Source organism: Clostridium sp. D46t1_190503_E9 (assembly GCF_015555225.1).
Lineage (GTDB): Bacteria > Bacillota > Clostridia > Clostridiales > Clostridiaceae > Clostridium.
In genome coordinates this window covers 24,503-40,950 of the sequence record NZ_JADNKB010000002.1, presented here as the reverse complement: position 1 = coordinate 40,950, position 16,448 = coordinate 24,503, and the positions used below count along the sequence as shown (strand labels likewise).

Sequence of the window (16,448 nt, the reverse complement as noted above, 5' to 3'; positions counted from 1 at the left end):
AGAAAATGGGGAAAGGTGATTGGAAAAAAGAGCTAGCTAACGTTATAAATGATAAAAAGTTTTTAAATGCAGTTTGTATTGCATTAGTCTTAGCTTTTGTTTTATTAGCTATTAGCTTTTTGACAACTGGCAGAAAAAAAGAAACAAAACCAACAAGTGTAAACACTACTACGCAAAATTCATCTGATTTACAAAATCAATCAGATGAAATAATGGATAGTTATGAAGCTCAAGAAAAAAAAGAGTTGAAAAATCTTTTAACAAAAATAGAGAACGTAGGAGAAGTTGAGGTTATGATTTACTTTAAAAGTGGAGAAGTAAAGGTTCCAGCAACAGAAAATACTACCCAAGAAGCAACAACAGAAGAAACAGATAATCAAGGTGGAAAGAGAACGAATACTCAGCAAACTGGTGGAAGTAAAGTTGTTATGGCAGGTGATGGAAGCAAAAATGAACCATATATTTTACAGACTAATAAGCCAGAAATTAGTGGAGTGGTTATAGTAGCCGAAGGCGCAAGCAGTAGTAAAGTTAAATATGATATACAGGTAGCTGTGTCTAGTTTATATGGAATTTCTATAGATAAGGTTAATGTATATCCTATGAAAAATTAGCATATAATTAAAATGAAAAAAAGATGGGGGGAAATTAAAATGACAAAAAAACAATTTGGTATTATTTTCACACTAATGGCTCTTATAGTATGTGTAGGAGTTATTGCAGCAAAATTAAATAAGACGGGGTTAAATGATCCAACAGATTTTAGCCAAGTAATATCACAAGGAACAGAAGAAGATAAGGATAATGAAAAGAAAGATGATAAGGAAACTTTAGGAACTCAAGATTATTTCTATAGCTTAAGAAGTGAAAGAGATCAAAAGGACGCAGCAACTATCCAACAATTAACTTCATTAAAAAATGATGTAAATACATCTCAAGAACAAAAAGATCTTGCAGATAATGAATTAAGAGAAAAGACTATGCTTATAGATAAAGAAAGTAGAATAGAAGTAAATGTTAAAAATCAAGGATTTGAAGATGCATTATGCTCAATAGAAGGTAATAAAGTTAGAATAGTTGTTAAAGCTGATGAAGTAACAGAAGCTGATAGTGCAGCAATTCAAGAAATAGCTGAAAATGTTTCTGGGATTAGTGATGTGATAATAGAATCAAAGAAATAATTCATTGTAATATAATTATTGGTTTGATATAATAAACATAAGAAAAAAAGAGTTTTGTCATCAAAACGCTTAGGAGGTAAGTACATGGAAAATAAAAACTATGATGATAATCTAGGGATAGTAAAAATTTCTGATGAAGTTGTTAGTGTAATAGCAGGAATTGCAGCTGAAGAAATTAAAGGCGTAGAAGACTTACAACAAATGGGTGGTAACAACATATCACAATTGCTAAAAGGTAAGAAGAATGTAGGAAAAAATGTAAAAGTAACATTAAGCGAAAATAGTGCTATAATAGATTTAAATTTAGCAGTAGAGTATGGTGTAAAAATACCAGAAGTAGTAAATGCAGTTCAAGAAAATGTTAAAAAGACTGTTGAAGCAATGACTGGATTGAATGTTGAATATGTTAATATAAATGTTCAAAGCATTTACTTACCAAAAACTGAAAAAGAAGAAAGTAAGGAAAATTAATTTCACCCTCTGATTTTTCAGAGGGTGTTTTCCTTGTGCTTTAAATAAATTTGTTGTAGTATATTTATGATTAGAAAGTTTTAGAAGGTTAATAATATTAGTAGTAAGAACACTTAGGAGGATAAGATGAATAGAAAAAGATCTAGAGAAATAGCCATGGAATTACTTTTTGGGATGACTTTAAGCAAAAATACATTAGAGGAAACAATAGAAACATTTATAGAAGATTATGAAATGAATTTAAAAACTATAGATTTAGAATACATAAAAGGGATTTTAGCTAAGGTTGAAGAAAATATAACTGTAATAGATAAAAAAATAGAAGAAGCATTAACAAATTGGAAGCTAGATAGAGTATCAAAGGTTAATCTTTCAATATTGAGATTAGCAATTGCAGAAATGCTTTATGTAGAAGACGTTCCAGAAAAGGTTGCTATAAATGAAGCAATTGAATTAACAAAAAAATATTCAGACGAAAAAAGTGTTTCATTTGTAAATGGAGTTTTAGATAAAGCATTTAAGAGTTTATAAAATGTAATGGGGGTATTTTTCATGGGGAAAATTTTAAATGGTAAAGAAATTTCAAATAATGTAAAAGAAGAAATAAAAGAGTACATATTAAAAAGAAAAGAGTTAGGGCTTAGACCTCCAAAGATAGTATCAATTTTAGTAGGAAATGATGGTGGATCTGTCTACTACATTAATAGTCAAGAAAAAGTAGCAACTTCACTTGGTTGTAATTTTGAAAAACTATTACTTAATGAAGATATATTAGAAGAGGAACTATTAAGAAAAATAGAACTATTAAATTCTGATGAAAAAGTAGATGGAATAATATTGCAACTTCCTCTTCCGCAAGGATTTAATGAGAAGAAAATAATAAATGCCATTTCCCCAGCAAAAGATATAGATTGTTTAACATATATTAATCAAGGCAAATTATATTGTAATGAAAAAACATATTTGCCTTGTACCCCAAATTCAATAATAACAATATTGGAGAGATCAAATATTGAACTTGAGGGTAAAAATGTTGTAGTTATAGGAAGAAGTAATATTGTAGGAAAACCAGTATCACAATTATTATTAAATAAAAATGCTACAGTTACAATTTGCCATTCAAAAACTAACAACTTAAAAGAGGTTTGTAAAGTAGCAGATATTATTGTAGTAGCAATAGGAAAGCCTAAATTTTTAACTGATGAATATGTAAATAGTAATTCTATAATAATTGATGTTGGAACCTCATCTTTAAATGGTAAAATTACTGGAGATGTAGATTTTGATAAAGTAGAGCCGATTGTACAAAAGATAACACCAGTTCCAGGAGGAGTTGGAGCTTTAACTACGACTCTACTTATAAAAAATTCATGTGAGGCGTTAGAGAACAATGAGAATTAAAACTTTAACAGTTAGTGAACTTAATAACTATATCAAAAAGACATTAGATAATGATTTTATTTTAAACAATCTTTTAGTAAAGGGAGAAATATCAAATTTAAAATATCATAGTAGTGGACATATATATTTTTCTTTAAAAGATTCAGTAAGTAAAATTAATTGTGTTATGTTTAAAAGTAATAGCGTGGATTTAGACTTTAAATTAACTGAAGGAATGGAAGTTGTAGCTAATGCTAGGTGCTCAATTTATCCAGGAACTGGATCACTTCAATTATATATAGAAAAGTTACAAAAAGAAGGTATTGGTGAACTACATATAAAATTTGAAAAACTTAAGAAAAAGCTTCAAGAAGAAGGTTACTTTGATGAGAAGTATAAAAAAACAATACCTAGAATGCCAAAGAGAATAGGGGTTGTAACATCAGAAACTGGAGCTGTTATAAGGGATATAATAAATGTATCAAAGCGAAGGAGTAGTTTAATTGATATTGTATTATATCCTGCTCTAGTTCAAGGTGAAGGCGCTTACAGAACAATAATCGATGGAATTAAATATTTTAATGATACTAAAAGTGTGGATGTTATAATAATTGGTAGAGGTGGAGGTTCAATAGAAGAGTTATGGAATTTTAATGAGGAAGCTTTAGCTAAAGAAATATTCAAATCTAAGCTACCTATAATTTCAGCTGTTGGGCATGAAGTTGATTTTACAATATCTGATTTTGTAAGTGACTATAGAGCATCAACTCCGTCTCAGGCTGCAGAAATTGCTGTGCCACTAGAAATTGATATAATAAATGAAATAGATAGCTATAACAAAAGAATAAATGAAATAGTATTTAATAAATTTAGTTATGAAAAAGAAAAGTTATCGAATTATAAAAAAATATTATCTTTAAATAGTCCAGAAGTAATTTTATCTAATTCTTATTTGGAACTAGATAGAATAGAAGATAGAATGAAAAAATTAGTTTTCAGTAGAATGGAAAAAGAAAAGATTAGAATTAAATCGTTAAATGATATTTTAGAGGCTCATAACCCAATAAATGTGTTGAAAAAAGGATATACATTTATTGAAGATAATGAAAAGAATATAATTTCATCTAAAGAAGATATAAAGGATTTAGATGAATTTAATATAATATTTAAAGATGGAAAAGTTAAAGGAAAAATTATTTCCATGGATTAAGGAGTTGAAGAGTTTATGGCAAAGAAAGAATCTTACGATGATATGGTTAAAGGCCTACAAACTATTTTGAGTAATATGGAAAATAATGAACTTCCGCTTGAAGAGTTAATGAAAGAGTACGAGAGTGGAGTTAAACTTATTAATAAATTATACAAGACACTAAATTCTTTAGAAGGAAAGCTAACAACAATAAAAGAGAATATGGAAGTGGAGCTAAAGAATGAGTAATATTATAGAAAAACATAGAGATTTTATAAATGAGTATTTAAATGTATATTTTAATGACAAAGGAAGTTATAATAAAATTATATATGATTCAGCAAGTTATAGTTTAAATATAGGAGGCAAAAGAATAAGACCTATATTATTTTTATTGACTTATGAATTATACAAAGAAAATTATAAAGACATAATAGAAATGGCCTCAGCAATAGAAATGATTCATACCTATTCTCTTATACATGATGATCTTCCATGTATGGACAATGATGATTTAAGAAGAGGAATGCCGACTAATCATAAAAAATTTGGTGAAAATATAGCCGTATTAGCAGGAGATATGCTATTAAATGAGGCAATGAGTTTAATGATGAAATTTTCTATAAAAAATGGTTCTAAAGCACTATTAGCATCAAGGGAAATAGCAGAAGCAGCAGGGCCAGAAGGAATGATAGGCGGGCAAATAGTAGATGTTATAAATGAAGGAAAGTTAATATCTAAAGAAGAACTTCTTTATATGCATAGTAAAAAAACTGGAGAACTAATAAGGGTATCTATTGTAGCAGCAGCTATACTTGCAGATGCTCCTAAAGAAGATATAGAAATTTTAAATGATTTCGGATTAAAGCTTGGTTTAGCATTTCAAATTAAGGATGATATCTTAGATATAACAGGGGATATTTCAAAGCTTGGTAAAAACACTAAAAGCGATGAAAATAATAATAAATCCAATTTTATATCTTTATTTGGGTTAGAATATTGTAAAAGAGAATGTGAAAATTTAACAAAAGAATGTATTGAATTGTTGAAAGGCCTTTCTGTAGAATCGATAAATTTAGAAACAATAACTTTAGATTTATTAAATAGAGAATTTTAATAGAAAGAAAGGTTTAATTATGGGTAAAATGTTAGATAAGATAACTTCTCCAAAAGAAGTTAAAGAGTTATCAAATGTTGAATTAGAAGTACTTGCTGGAGAAATTAGAGAATTTTTAATAGATAGTGTATCTAAAACAGGAGGACATCTAGCTTCTAATTTAGGAGTTGTAGAGCTGACTATAAGTCTATTTAAAAGTTTTAATTTAGAAAAAGATAAAATAGTTTGGGATGTTGGTCATCAAAGCTATGTTCATAAAATACTTACAGGTAGAAAAGATCAATTTAATAATCTTAGACAGTATAATGGATTAAGTGGATTCCCAAAGAGATGTGAAAGTAAATATGATGCTTTTGATACAGGACATAGTAGCACATCAATATCTGCTGCACTAGGAATGGCAAGAGCTAGAGATATTAAAAATGAAGATAATGAAGTTATTGCAGTTATAGGTGATGGAGCATTGACAGGTGGAATGGCTTTAGAGGCATTGAATGATGTAGGATTTAATAAGACAAAAATGATCGTTATTTTAAATGATAATCAAATGTCTATATCACCTAATGTTGGTGGATTATCAACACATTTAAATAACTTAAGGATGGAACCTAAATATAATAAACTAAAATCAAATATAAATGAAACCTTAAGTAATTCTAAAGCAGGTAAAAAAATTGCAAGTTGTATATCAAGATTTAAAGATAGTATTAAACAATTTGTAGTGCCATCTATGCTTTTTGAAGATATGGGATTAAAGTATATAGGACCTATAAATGGACATGATATAGAAATGATGACGGAAGTATTAGAAAAGGCAAAACAAATTAATGAGCCTGTTATAATACATGTGGTTACAAATAAAGGAAAAGGTTATGAATTAGCAGAAAAAAACCCAAATAAGTACCATGGAGTAAGCCCTTTTGATTTAGAAAGTGGAGAAGCATATATTCCTAGCGAAAGATCATACTCAAAGGTATTTGGTGATGCTATGATAGATTTAGCAAAAGAAGATGATAGAATAGTTGCAATAACTGCTGCTATGCCTGATGGAACAGGACTTAAGAGTTTTGCAAAAGAGTTTCCAAATAGATTTTTTGATGTAGGGATTGCTGAAGCACATGCAACAACACTTGCAGCAGGTCTTGCAAGTGCAAACTTAAAACCTATTTTTGCTGTATATTCTACATTCTTGCAAAGAGCCTTCGATCAATTAATTCATGACGTGTGTATTCAAAATATGCCAGTTATTTTTGCAATAGATAGAGCAGGATTAGTTGGAGAGGATGGAGAAACACATCAAGGAATGTTTGATTTATCCTATTTATCTCAAGTTCCCAATATGACTGTATTGGCGCCAAAACATTTAGATGAAATAAAGGTTATGTTAAAGTGGGCTCTTACACAAAATGGACCAGTAGCTATAAGATACCCTAGGGGTGCAGATTGTTGTACTGAAATGAATCCATTAACAAAAATAAGTTATGGTAAGTGGGAAAAAATTATAAATGGAGAAAAGATTGCTATAATTGCAGTAGGAAAAATGCTTCAACATGCATTACTAGCTAAAGACATATTAAAAGCTAATGGCATTAATCCTACAATAATAAATGCTACATTTGTAAAACCATTGGATAATAATATGCTAGAGAGTTTAGTAGAAGAAGGCTATGATATAGTGACTATTGAAGATAATATAACTAATGGTGGATTTGGTAGCTATGTTCTAATGAAGTTATATGAGCTAGGCTTTAGAAATAAATTTGAAGCATTAGGATTCAAAGATAAATTTATTCCACAAGGAAATGTAGATTTATTATATAAAGAAAATAAATTAGATCCAGAAGGAATAGCAGAAGTTATCATAGAACTTAACAAAAAAAGGAGATAAAGATGTCTGGGAAAAAAGAAAGATTAGATATACTTTTAGTTGAAAAAGGCATATTCACATCAAGAGAACGTGCTAAAACTAACATAATGGCTGGTAAAATATTTGTAGACGGGCAAAGAGTTGATAAAGCTGGAGAAAAGGTTAGTGTCGATGCAGATATTATATTTAAAGGTCAGGAGATACCATATGTAAGTAGAGGTGGATTAAAGCTTGAAAAAGCTGTAAAGGAATTTGGAGTAAACTTAAAAGATAAGATTTGTATGGATATAGGAGCTTCTACTGGAGGATTTACTGATTGCATGTTACAAAATGATGCAAAGAAAGTGTTTTCAATTGATGTTGGATATGGGCAATTTGCTTGGAAGCTTAGAACAGATCCTAGGGTTGTTTGTATGGAACGTACTAACATCAGATATGTAACGCCTGAAACATTAGGAGAACTAACAGATTTTGCTTCTATAGATGTATCTTTTATTTCACTAAAGAAAATAATGCCTGCAACTTTAAGTTTATTAAATGAAAGTGGAGAAGTTGTTGCATTAATAAAGCCTCAATTTGAAGCTGGAAAAGAAAAAGTAGGAAAAAAAGGTGTAGTTAGAGATATTAATGTTCATAAAGAAGTAGTTTTAGACATAGTAGAATTTTTAATTAGTCAAAACCTAAATATTCTATCAGTTAGTTATTCTCCAATTAAAGGACCAGAGGGAAATATTGAATATTTAGTTTATTTCACTAAAGACACAAAGAAAGAATCAACATTTACATTAGATGATATAGAAAAAATAGTAAATGAATCTCATAATTCACTATAAAATATATTAAAAATAGTTTTTGTTTAAGGCTTCAGGATAATACTTGAAGTCTTAAATGAAATTTATATGAGATATTAATACAGTATAAGGGGGCGTGATTATGAAGAAAGTTGCCATTGCAATCAATCCATCTAAAGATAAAAATAATAAAATTGCTATGAAAGTAAAAGAAAAGCTTTATAAATATTTTAATAATGTAGAAATAATTATGTTAAATAGTTATGATATAATAAAATATGAATTTAAGGAGCTGCTTGATCTTATAATAGTTTTAGGTGGAGATGGAACTATCTTAAGTGTTGCTAGAGGTATAAATGGAAAATTAAATGTACCTATTTTAGGGATTAATATTGGGAATTTGGGCTTTTTATCAAGTATAGAAGTCTCTGAAATGGATAAAGCTTTTATAAAACTAAAAGAAGGGGATTATATTTCTCAAAGAAGGATGCTTTTAACATGCGATTTACCTCTAGAAGGCATAAAAAATGAATCATTGGCTCTAAACGATATAGTTGTAGCAAGAGGAACATTATCAAGAATGGTAAAGTTTCAGATATTTATAGATGGTAAAAGATATTATAATTTTAAAGGTGATGGATTAATTATAGCAACACCTACTGGATCAACGGCATATTCATTTTCAGCTGGAGGTCCCTTTATTTATCCAGATGTAGATGTAATAACTTTAACTCCAATTTGTCCTCATCCCAAAGGAATGCAAACAATTGTTTTAAATAGTAGTAGCGAAATTGAAATTAAAGCAGAAAATGAAGAAGAAGAAGTATATATAACTTTTGATGGACAAAAAGCTATAAAAACAACAAATCAAACTATAATAAAAATAAAAAAAGCAGAAGAATATGCAAATATAGTTTTGTTTGATGATTATGATTATTTTAAAGTACTACGGGCAAAAATTCTAAATAACTGGAAAGAATGTGAAGGTGATTAATTTGAAATCAAAAAGACATAATAAAATCTTAGAGATAATTAGTGAAAAAGATATAGAAACACAAGAAGAGCTTGCAGAAGAGTTAAAAATGGCAGGATTTGATGTAACGCAAGCAACAGTTTCTAGAGATATAAAAATACTAAAGTTAATAAAGATGCAAGGGGCTTCAGGAAATTACAGATATGTTGCATCATCTAAGGAATCAAAGGATATAAATGATAAGTTATCGAGCATTTTATCAAATGCTGCTGTATCAGTAGAAAATGTAGATAAATTTGTTGTTGTAAAGACACTAACTGGATCTGCTATGGCAGTTGCTGAAGCAATAGATACATTATTTGATACAGAAGTTGCAGGAACAATTGCTGGAGATAATACAATCTTTATCTTAGTAAGAAGTTTAGATAAAGCTGAAGAATTAGTAGAGAAAGTTAGAAAAATGATTTTATAAAATTAAAGGTGATATAATATGTTATTACAATTAAATATAAAGAACTTTGCTTTAATTCAGGAATTAAGTGTTGAATTTGGAAAAGGCTTTAATATATTATCAGGAGAAACAGGTGCTGGTAAATCTATATTAATTGATACTATAGATTATGTTTTAGGTGGAAAATTTTCAAAGGATTTAATAAGATATGGGGAAGAGAAAACTTTTGTTGAAGCAATATTTTCACTTGAAAATGAAGAAATCATTGAAGTTTTAAAAGAGCTAGATATTGAATATGAAGAAATATTAATAATTTCAAGAGAAACAACTTTATCTGGTAAAAGCATAATAAAAGTAAATGGAAAATCAGTAGTACTTTCATATCTAAGGAAAATAAGAGAAAAACTATTAGATATACATGGGCAACATCAAAATCAGAATTTACTAAATAGAGCGTTTCACATATATTATTTAGATGATTTTATAGGAGAAGAATTAAATCCATATTTAGAAAAGTTTGAAGACTTAAGAAAAGAACAAAATTTGATTTTAGAAAAGATAAAAGAGTTAAATGGTAATGCAGATAGAGAAAAGTTAGTGGATTATATAAAATTTCAAATTGATGATATAGAAAAAGCTAAATTAAAAGTTGGTGAAGAAGAAAGTTTAAATGAGGAATTTAATTTGCTTTCAAATGCTGAAAAAATTTCTTTAGCTCTAAGTAAAACCTATTCTGTTTTAGATAATCCAATGGAAGGTATTTCAGTTATTGAAGGAATATCAAAAGCTGTTAATGAATTATCAATAGTTGAAAAGCATTTTGAAAAATTAATAGATAAAAGAGAAAGAATGGAAGAAGCCCTTTACACTTTAGAGGAAATTTCAAGAGAAGTAAGAGATTTATCATCTGAAATTTATTATGATGAATTTGAATTAGAAAAGATAAATTCTAGAATATATGAAATTAGTTTATATAAGAAAAAATACGGGGAATCAGTAGAAGAAATTTTGAGTTATTTAGAAAAGTTAAAATTACAATATGATGAACTAATTAATTCTGAAGAAATAATTAAAGAATTAAATTTAAAAAAAGAAAAATTAGAAGAAGAAATGAGACAAGTTTCTGAAGAAATGCATAATATAAGAGAAATAAATTCTGCGAATCTTGAAGAAAAAGTAAAGTATGAGCTATCTTATATTGGAATGGAAAAAGCAGAAATTAAAATATCAATAGAAAAATGTGAATCATTTAATTCTAGAGGATTTGATGAAGTTATATTTCTGATTTCTACAAATCCAGGAGAACCTTTAAAACCACTAGAAAAAGTTCTTTCAGGTGGTGAGCTTTCAAGAATTATGTTAGCACTTAAATGTGTTTTTGTTGATAAGGATAAAATACCAACTCTTATTTTTGATGAAATAGATACTGGAATAAGTGGAACTATAGCTAAAAGAGTTGGAGAAAAAATGTATGAAGTTTCTACTAAACATCAAGTGTTGTGTATAACGCATTTACCTCAAATAGCGGCACTTTCTGATTGTCATTATTTTGTATCAAAAAAAGTTGAAAATGAAAAAACATTTACACAAATCAGAACTTTAGATAAATATGACAAAGTTAAAGAAATTGCAAAAATGACAAGTGGAGATGAAGTAAGTGATGTTACTTTAGAAAATGCTTCAGAAATGGTCGCTTTTGCAGAGTTAAAAAAACAAGAAATATTAAAAAGTTATTCATAAATATGATACATAACTTAATAAAAAAATGAATACACTAAAATCATGGTTATTTACCATGATTTTATTTTTTTATATTTTTGTAGTTATATCTTTAAAATTTTTAACGTTTTTAACAAACTTAATACAGCATATAAGAATGTAGATGAGGGAAAGTTAAATACAGAAGCAAAGGAGGAGATGATATGAGGATGAAAAAGTTAAAATATTTAGGCGTAATAATAACTCCAATGTTGATTCTGGGTTTAATTACTTTCTTTAGCTTAAGTAGTATTCCAGAAAAAATATATGTAAATGAAGCTTCTTCAACTTCTGATGTAGTACTATCAGATAATATATTTATGAAGAACAGCAAAATAAAGAAGGATGAGCTTCAAGTAAAACTTTTAGGTCTTATTCCTATTAAGTCTGTTGCAGTATCTAAAGTGAATGATTTAGAGGTGTATCCAGGTGGAACAAGTGTTGGAATAAAGTTATCAACTAAAGGTGTTTTAGTTGTGGGACATTCTGATATAGAATCATTAGAAGGTAAGGTTGAAAGTCCTGCCAAAAATTCAGGTATAGAACTTGGAGATGTACTTATAAAGATTAACGGAGAGGAAATACAAAGCTCAAAGGATTTATCAAAAAAAATTAAAAATCTAGATAATTCTAAAATAAATGTTGATTATCTTAGAAATGGTAATATAGAAAGCAAAGAAATAGATTTACAAAAAGAAAATAATGAGTATAAATTAGGGCTTTGGGTTAGAGATTCAACTGCAGGAATAGGAACATTAACATTTTATGATAAAAATACTTCAATATTTGGTGCTTTAGGGCATCCTATAACAGATGGTGATACTAATAAACCTTTTACAGTAAGAAATGGAGATTTATTAAATTCTTCAGTAATAAGTGTTAGAAAAGGGGAAAAAGGCTCACCAGGAGAATTAAAAGGATTATTTGTGAATGAAAAAGAAAGTTTAGCTAAAATAGAAAAGAATACAGAAGCGGGTATATTTGGTGAAGCAAGTACTGACTTAGTTAATGAAAGTTTTGATAAACCATTAAAAGTAGGATTTAGAAATGAGATAAAAGAAGGAGCAGCACAGATTATAACAACAATAGATGAAAATGGTCCTAAAATGTATGATATAGAAATAGTAAAATTATTACCTCAAGAGGAACCTGGACCTAAGAGTATGGTAATAAAAGTTACAGATGAAGAACTTCTAGAAAAAACAGGTGGAATAGTTCAAGGAATGAGTGGAAGCCCTATTATTCAAAATGATAAATTAGTTGGAGCGGTAACTCATGTATTAATAAATAAACCAGATGTAGGTTATGGAATATATATTGAATGGATGCTAAAAGATGCAGGGATAATTGAATAAAATATTAGTAAATTTGAATAGTTTTATAATACTTTTAGTGTTATAATTATATAAAATGGTAAGGGTATATTAGTACTCTTATCATTTTTGCTGTCAGAAAAATGAAATTTATCTATATAAAAAATAAATATTATAATAAAATTTTGAAAAAAATGTAAAAAAACTATTAAAATCAAATAAATTGTGTTATAATGATATTAATTAATCTTGAAAAGGATTGTTTTTTTCTGTTATGTCTATATATAATATTTATAGATGAATTTTAAAAGATAAATTTTTAAAAGAACTTAGTATGTACTCGGATTAATTCGAGTATTTTGGGAAGATGGGGGAGAAAAGTATGAATGATTCAAAAATTTCAGTTTTAATAGCTGATGATAACAAGGAGTTTTGCAGTATCTTAAACGATTATTTATTAAATCAAAGAGATATTATAGTTACTGCAGTTGCTAAGGATGGAAGGGAAGCCTTAGCTCTTATAGAGGAAAAACAACCAGATTTAGTAGTTTTAGATATAATCATGCCACATTTAGATGGTCTAGGAGTGCTTGAAAAATTAAACTCAATGAATTTAGAAAAAATGCCAAGAATTATAGTTCTTTCTGCAGTTGGACAAGATAAAATTACGCAAAGAGCTATTACTTTAGGTGCTGATTATTATGTTGTAAAACCTTTCGATATGGATGTTTTCACTAAGAGAATAAGAGAAATGTTTAATGGATCTTCAAACGAAGTAATTAGGAAACAATCTACTGTAATAGAACAAGAAGTTAAGCATCAATCTAGAGGACCAGTAGATTTAGAAACTGAAATTACAAGCATAATCCATGAAATTGGGGTGCCTGCTCATATTAAGGGATATATGTATTTAAGAGAAGCAATTACAATGGTTGTTAACGATATGGAATTATTGTCTGCTGTTACAAAGGAATTATATCCATCAATAGCTAAAAAGTATAACACAACAGCTTCAAGAGTTGAAAGAGCAATAAGACACGCTATCGAAGTTGCTTGGGGAAGAGGCCAAGTTGATGCTATTAACAAGCTATTTGGATATACAATTCACAATGAAAAAGGTAAGCCAACTAATAGTGAATTCATAGCAATCATAGCTGACAAGCTAAGACTTAAGAATAAAGTTAGCTAATACTTATTAAAGTCAGTAAAATGGCTGTTGAACAAGTAATTTGAAAAAGTTAAATCTATGTTGTTTATAGCAACAAAGTATATTTTATACTAATAAATTAATATTAACTTAAGTAGACAGAACACTTTCTATCAGTTGGGTTTATTCCATACTGTTTAGGAGGTGTTTTTTATTTGATAAAATTCTAGAGCTTGGAAAGAAAATGCACATTTATATTATAATTATTTATTAAATTTTTGTAAATAAATGATATACTAATACTATGAATAAATTAAAGGCTCACAGGAAGTGAGTCAGATTATGAGAGGTAATGTTATGGATTCAATTATCAAATATACATATGATGATATGCCAAAGGTAACAAATTATCCAAGAAGAACAAAGGTAATAAAAGGCGATAAAAAAAATGTAAGAGCGTTTATTGGAAAGGATATAGTTTACTGTGAAAAAGATGGTATGGAATTAAAATTAAGATTTATTTATCCAGAACAGCTTAAAGAAAATGAAAAGTATCCTTTATTTCTTCATGTTCAAGGGTCTGCATGGATGAAACAAGATTTAAATGAGCATGTTTTGGATTTTAAAGATATTGTTACTAGTGGATATGTATTAGCTATTGTTGAGTATCGTCCAAGTAATGTTGCATTATTTCCAGGACAAGTATTAGATACAAAATGTGCAATGAGATATATTCAAAAGCATAGTAATGAGTTAAATATTGATATAAATAATGTATTTATATCAGGTGATTCAAGCGGAGGACATACTGCTTCTTTATGTTGGGCAACTTGGAATAATTATAAAATAGATTATACAAATGAACTGTTATGTGACGTAAGGGGATTTATAAATCTGTATGGAGTAAGTAATTTGGCTACTATGAATAAATATTGTTCAGCTTTTGATCATGAAAGAAATTCACCGGCAACTGATATAATTGGGGTTGATTGTCTTTCAGATAATTTGGATTTAGCATTACAAGCTTCACCTATTTTTTATATTAATGATTATTCAAATGATGATCCACTATTAATAATTCATGGCAATAAAGATAGAGTTGTTCCATTTGAACAAAGTATTGAGTTGTACGAAAAGTGTTCAAGTCATAATAAGAATGTAGATTTTTATTGTGTAGATGATGCAGATCATGGCGGCAGTTTGTTTTATTGCAAAGATACAATTGATATAATTATTAGTTTTTTAAGAAAATATACCAATAAATAAGAGTTCGGAATAAGTATGATTTTTAAAGAGAAAGTCGAAGATATTAAAGATTTTATTAAATTATTATAATAATTTGTTAATGGTTAATTTAAAGTAGAATTAAAATTATACATATAAATATAATGAATTATTTAAATAATTAACTAGTCAAAGCAGCAGTAATTAGCCTAGAATTACTATGATTAATTTTATTAAGAAAATTTTTATGAATATGAGGAGAAATATAATGGATTTAACTGAAAAGATATTAAATGAAAAATTAATTCATAAAGGAAATTTTATAGATTTTGTAAATATTGATGTAGAGTTACCTAATGGTAAAAATAGCAATAGAGATATTATAAAACATCCAGGAGCTTGTGCAGTTATAGCATTTCTAGATTCTGAAAATATAATATTAGTAGAACAATTTAGATTACCATTAAATAAGATATTATTAGAAATACCAGCAGGAAAGCTTAATAAAAATGAAAATCCGATGGAGTGTGCAAAAAGAGAATTGCAAGAAGAAACTGGATATATTGCAAAAGAAATAGAATATTTAGGTTCTATTGCAACAGCACCTGGTTTTTGTGATGAAATTATACATTTATATAAGGCTTGGGATTTATCTTTAGGTGAAAAAAATGAGGATGAAGACGAGTTTACAAGTGTAAAAATATTAAATATAAATAATGTTAAAGAAATGATAAAAAAAGGTGAAATAATTGATGGTAAAACCATAAGTGTATTTTCATACTTATAAACTTTAATATGATAAAAATAAATGGAGATAAACTATTACTTGTAGTTTATCTCCATTTTTTTTATTTTTTTATAAAAAAATATTTTACATATATTCAATTATGAATAATGAGGAAACTTTAAACATATTATGTTCTATAGCAACTATGGAGGAGGAATAATATGAATTTAATAGAAAAGTTGAATTCAAACTTTAGAGAAAATAAAATATTTTATTTACTTGTATTAACTTTTTTCTTTGTAGGTATACTACTAGGTTCATATACCATAAAATATATGGATGGAGTAGATGCAAAGGATTTAGCTGATTACTTTACAGGATTCATTAAAAGTATAAATGTTGAAGAGGTAAAAACAAATGAATTGCTTATAAGCATAATAAAAAATAATATAGTGATTATTTTACTTATAATAGCACTAGGATTTACTGTCTTTGGAGCACCTATAATTTTAATAATAGATTTAATAAAGGGATTTACTTTAGGTTATACCTTTAGTTTTTTATTAACTACCTTTGAAGGTAAAGGTGTTTGGCTTGCTCTAGCATCGACAGTTCCGCAAAACATATTTTATATACCTTTCTTTATAGGTATAAGTATTATTTCTTTAGAATTATCTTCAGTAAAGTTAAAAGAAAAGTTTTTTAATGGAATTGGAAGTAGTAAGTTGATGTTTAATGGACTAGTAATGAAATTAAGTTTCTTTGTTATCCTATTTGCCATAGGGGTTATAATTGAGTGCTATATGAGCCCAGGGTTAATAAAAATGGTAGTAACGAAAGTTTATAAATTAACCTAATC

18 protein-coding genes are annotated in these 16,448 nt (G+C 27.8%); all 18 read left to right on the top strand.

Annotation, left to right across the window (positions count from 1 at the left end):
- Positions 1–5: 5 nt before the first annotated feature.
- The 18 genes from spoIIIAG to spoIIM all read left to right on the top strand — a co-directional run bounded on the left by spoIIIAG (position 6) and on the right by spoIIM (position 16,446).
- Complete coding sequence (gene spoIIIAG / locus I2E83_RS02045; RefSeq protein ID WP_195264483.1) at positions 6–614, top strand: stage III sporulation protein AG; 609 nt, start codon at positions 6–8, stop codon at positions 612–614.
- Between the two features lie 39 nt (positions 615–653).
- Positions 654–1,181: a SpoIIIAH-like family protein gene (locus tag I2E83_RS02040; RefSeq protein WP_195264484.1), complete on the top strand. Its 528-nt coding sequence runs from the start codon at positions 654–656 to the stop codon at positions 1,179–1,181.
- Positions 1,182–1,265: 84 nt separating this feature from the next.
- Positions 1,266–1,652, top strand: coding sequence for an Asp23/Gls24 family envelope stress response protein (locus I2E83_RS02035; protein WP_195264485.1), 387 nt, complete (start codon positions 1,266–1,268; stop codon positions 1,650–1,652).
- Between the two features lie 126 nt (positions 1,653–1,778).
- Positions 1,779–2,183, top strand: a complete 405-nt coding sequence (nusB, locus tag I2E83_RS02030; protein ID WP_195264486.1) for a transcription antitermination factor NusB — start codon at positions 1,779–1,781, stop codon at positions 2,181–2,183.
- Positions 2,184–2,204: 21 nt separating this feature from the next.
- A complete protein-coding gene (locus tag I2E83_RS02025) occupies positions 2,205–3,053 on the top strand; it encodes a tetrahydrofolate dehydrogenase/cyclohydrolase catalytic domain-containing protein (protein WP_195264487.1) in 849 nt (282 codons plus the stop codon).
- Positions 3,043–4,242, top strand: coding sequence for an exodeoxyribonuclease VII large subunit (gene xseA, locus I2E83_RS02020; RefSeq protein WP_195264488.1), 1,200 nt, complete (start codon positions 3,043–3,045; stop codon positions 4,240–4,242). Before I2E83_RS02025 ends, xseA begins: the two co-directional genes overlap by 11 nt.
- 15 nt (positions 4,243–4,257) lie before the next feature.
- Complete coding sequence (gene xseB / locus I2E83_RS02015; RefSeq protein WP_195264489.1) at positions 4,258–4,470, top strand: exodeoxyribonuclease VII small subunit; 213 nt, start codon at positions 4,258–4,260, stop codon at positions 4,468–4,470.
- On the top strand, positions 4,463–5,338 hold the full coding sequence (locus I2E83_RS02010) for a polyprenyl synthetase family protein (RefSeq protein WP_195264490.1): 876 nt from the start codon (positions 4,463–4,465) through the stop codon (positions 5,336–5,338). Before xseB ends, I2E83_RS02010 begins: the two co-directional genes overlap by 8 nt.
- Before the next feature lie 19 nt (positions 5,339–5,357).
- The gene (dxs, locus tag I2E83_RS02005; protein ID WP_195428369.1) at positions 5,358–7,226 is read left to right on the top strand and encodes a 1-deoxy-D-xylulose-5-phosphate synthase; all 1,869 of its coding nucleotides are present in this window, start codon (positions 5,358–5,360) and stop codon (positions 7,224–7,226) included.
- Between the two features lie 2 nt (positions 7,227–7,228).
- Entirely contained in the window at positions 7,229–8,038 is an 810-nt protein-coding gene (locus I2E83_RS02000; protein WP_195264492.1) for a TlyA family RNA methyltransferase, read from the top strand.
- A 100-nt stretch (positions 8,039–8,138) separates the two neighbouring features.
- Complete coding sequence (locus I2E83_RS01995; protein ID WP_195264493.1) at positions 8,139–8,990, top strand: NAD(+)/NADH kinase; 852 nt, start codon at positions 8,139–8,141, stop codon at positions 8,988–8,990.
- A gap of 1 nt (position 8,991) precedes the next feature.
- The gene (locus I2E83_RS01990) at positions 8,992–9,441 is read left to right on the top strand and encodes an arginine repressor (protein WP_195264494.1); all 450 of its coding nucleotides are present in this window, start codon (positions 8,992–8,994) and stop codon (positions 9,439–9,441) included.
- Between the two features lie 18 nt (positions 9,442–9,459).
- Positions 9,460–11,160, top strand: coding sequence for a DNA repair protein RecN (recN, locus tag I2E83_RS01985; protein ID WP_195428367.1), 1,701 nt, complete (start codon positions 9,460–9,462; stop codon positions 11,158–11,160).
- A gap of 182 nt (positions 11,161–11,342) precedes the next feature.
- Positions 11,343–12,533 (top strand): SpoIVB peptidase, encoded by a 1,191-nt coding sequence (gene spoIVB, locus I2E83_RS01980; protein WP_195428365.1) that lies wholly within the window; start codon positions 11,343–11,345, stop codon positions 12,531–12,533.
- A 340-nt stretch (positions 12,534–12,873) separates the two neighbouring features.
- Complete coding sequence (gene spo0A / locus I2E83_RS01975; RefSeq protein WP_195428364.1) at positions 12,874–13,680, top strand: sporulation transcription factor Spo0A; 807 nt, start codon at positions 12,874–12,876, stop codon at positions 13,678–13,680.
- 315 nt (positions 13,681–13,995) lie between these two features.
- Complete coding sequence (locus I2E83_RS01970; protein ID WP_195264498.1) at positions 13,996–14,904, top strand: alpha/beta hydrolase; 909 nt, start codon at positions 13,996–13,998, stop codon at positions 14,902–14,904.
- A 226-nt stretch (positions 14,905–15,130) separates the two neighbouring features.
- Positions 15,131–15,649 (top strand): NUDIX hydrolase, encoded by a 519-nt coding sequence (locus tag I2E83_RS01965; protein ID WP_195428362.1) that lies wholly within the window; start codon positions 15,131–15,133, stop codon positions 15,647–15,649.
- A 161-nt stretch (positions 15,650–15,810) separates the two neighbouring features.
- Positions 15,811–16,446 (top strand): stage II sporulation protein M, encoded by a 636-nt coding sequence (gene spoIIM / locus I2E83_RS01960; RefSeq protein ID WP_195264500.1) that lies wholly within the window; start codon positions 15,811–15,813, stop codon positions 16,444–16,446.
- Positions 16,447–16,448: the final 2 nt, after the last annotated feature.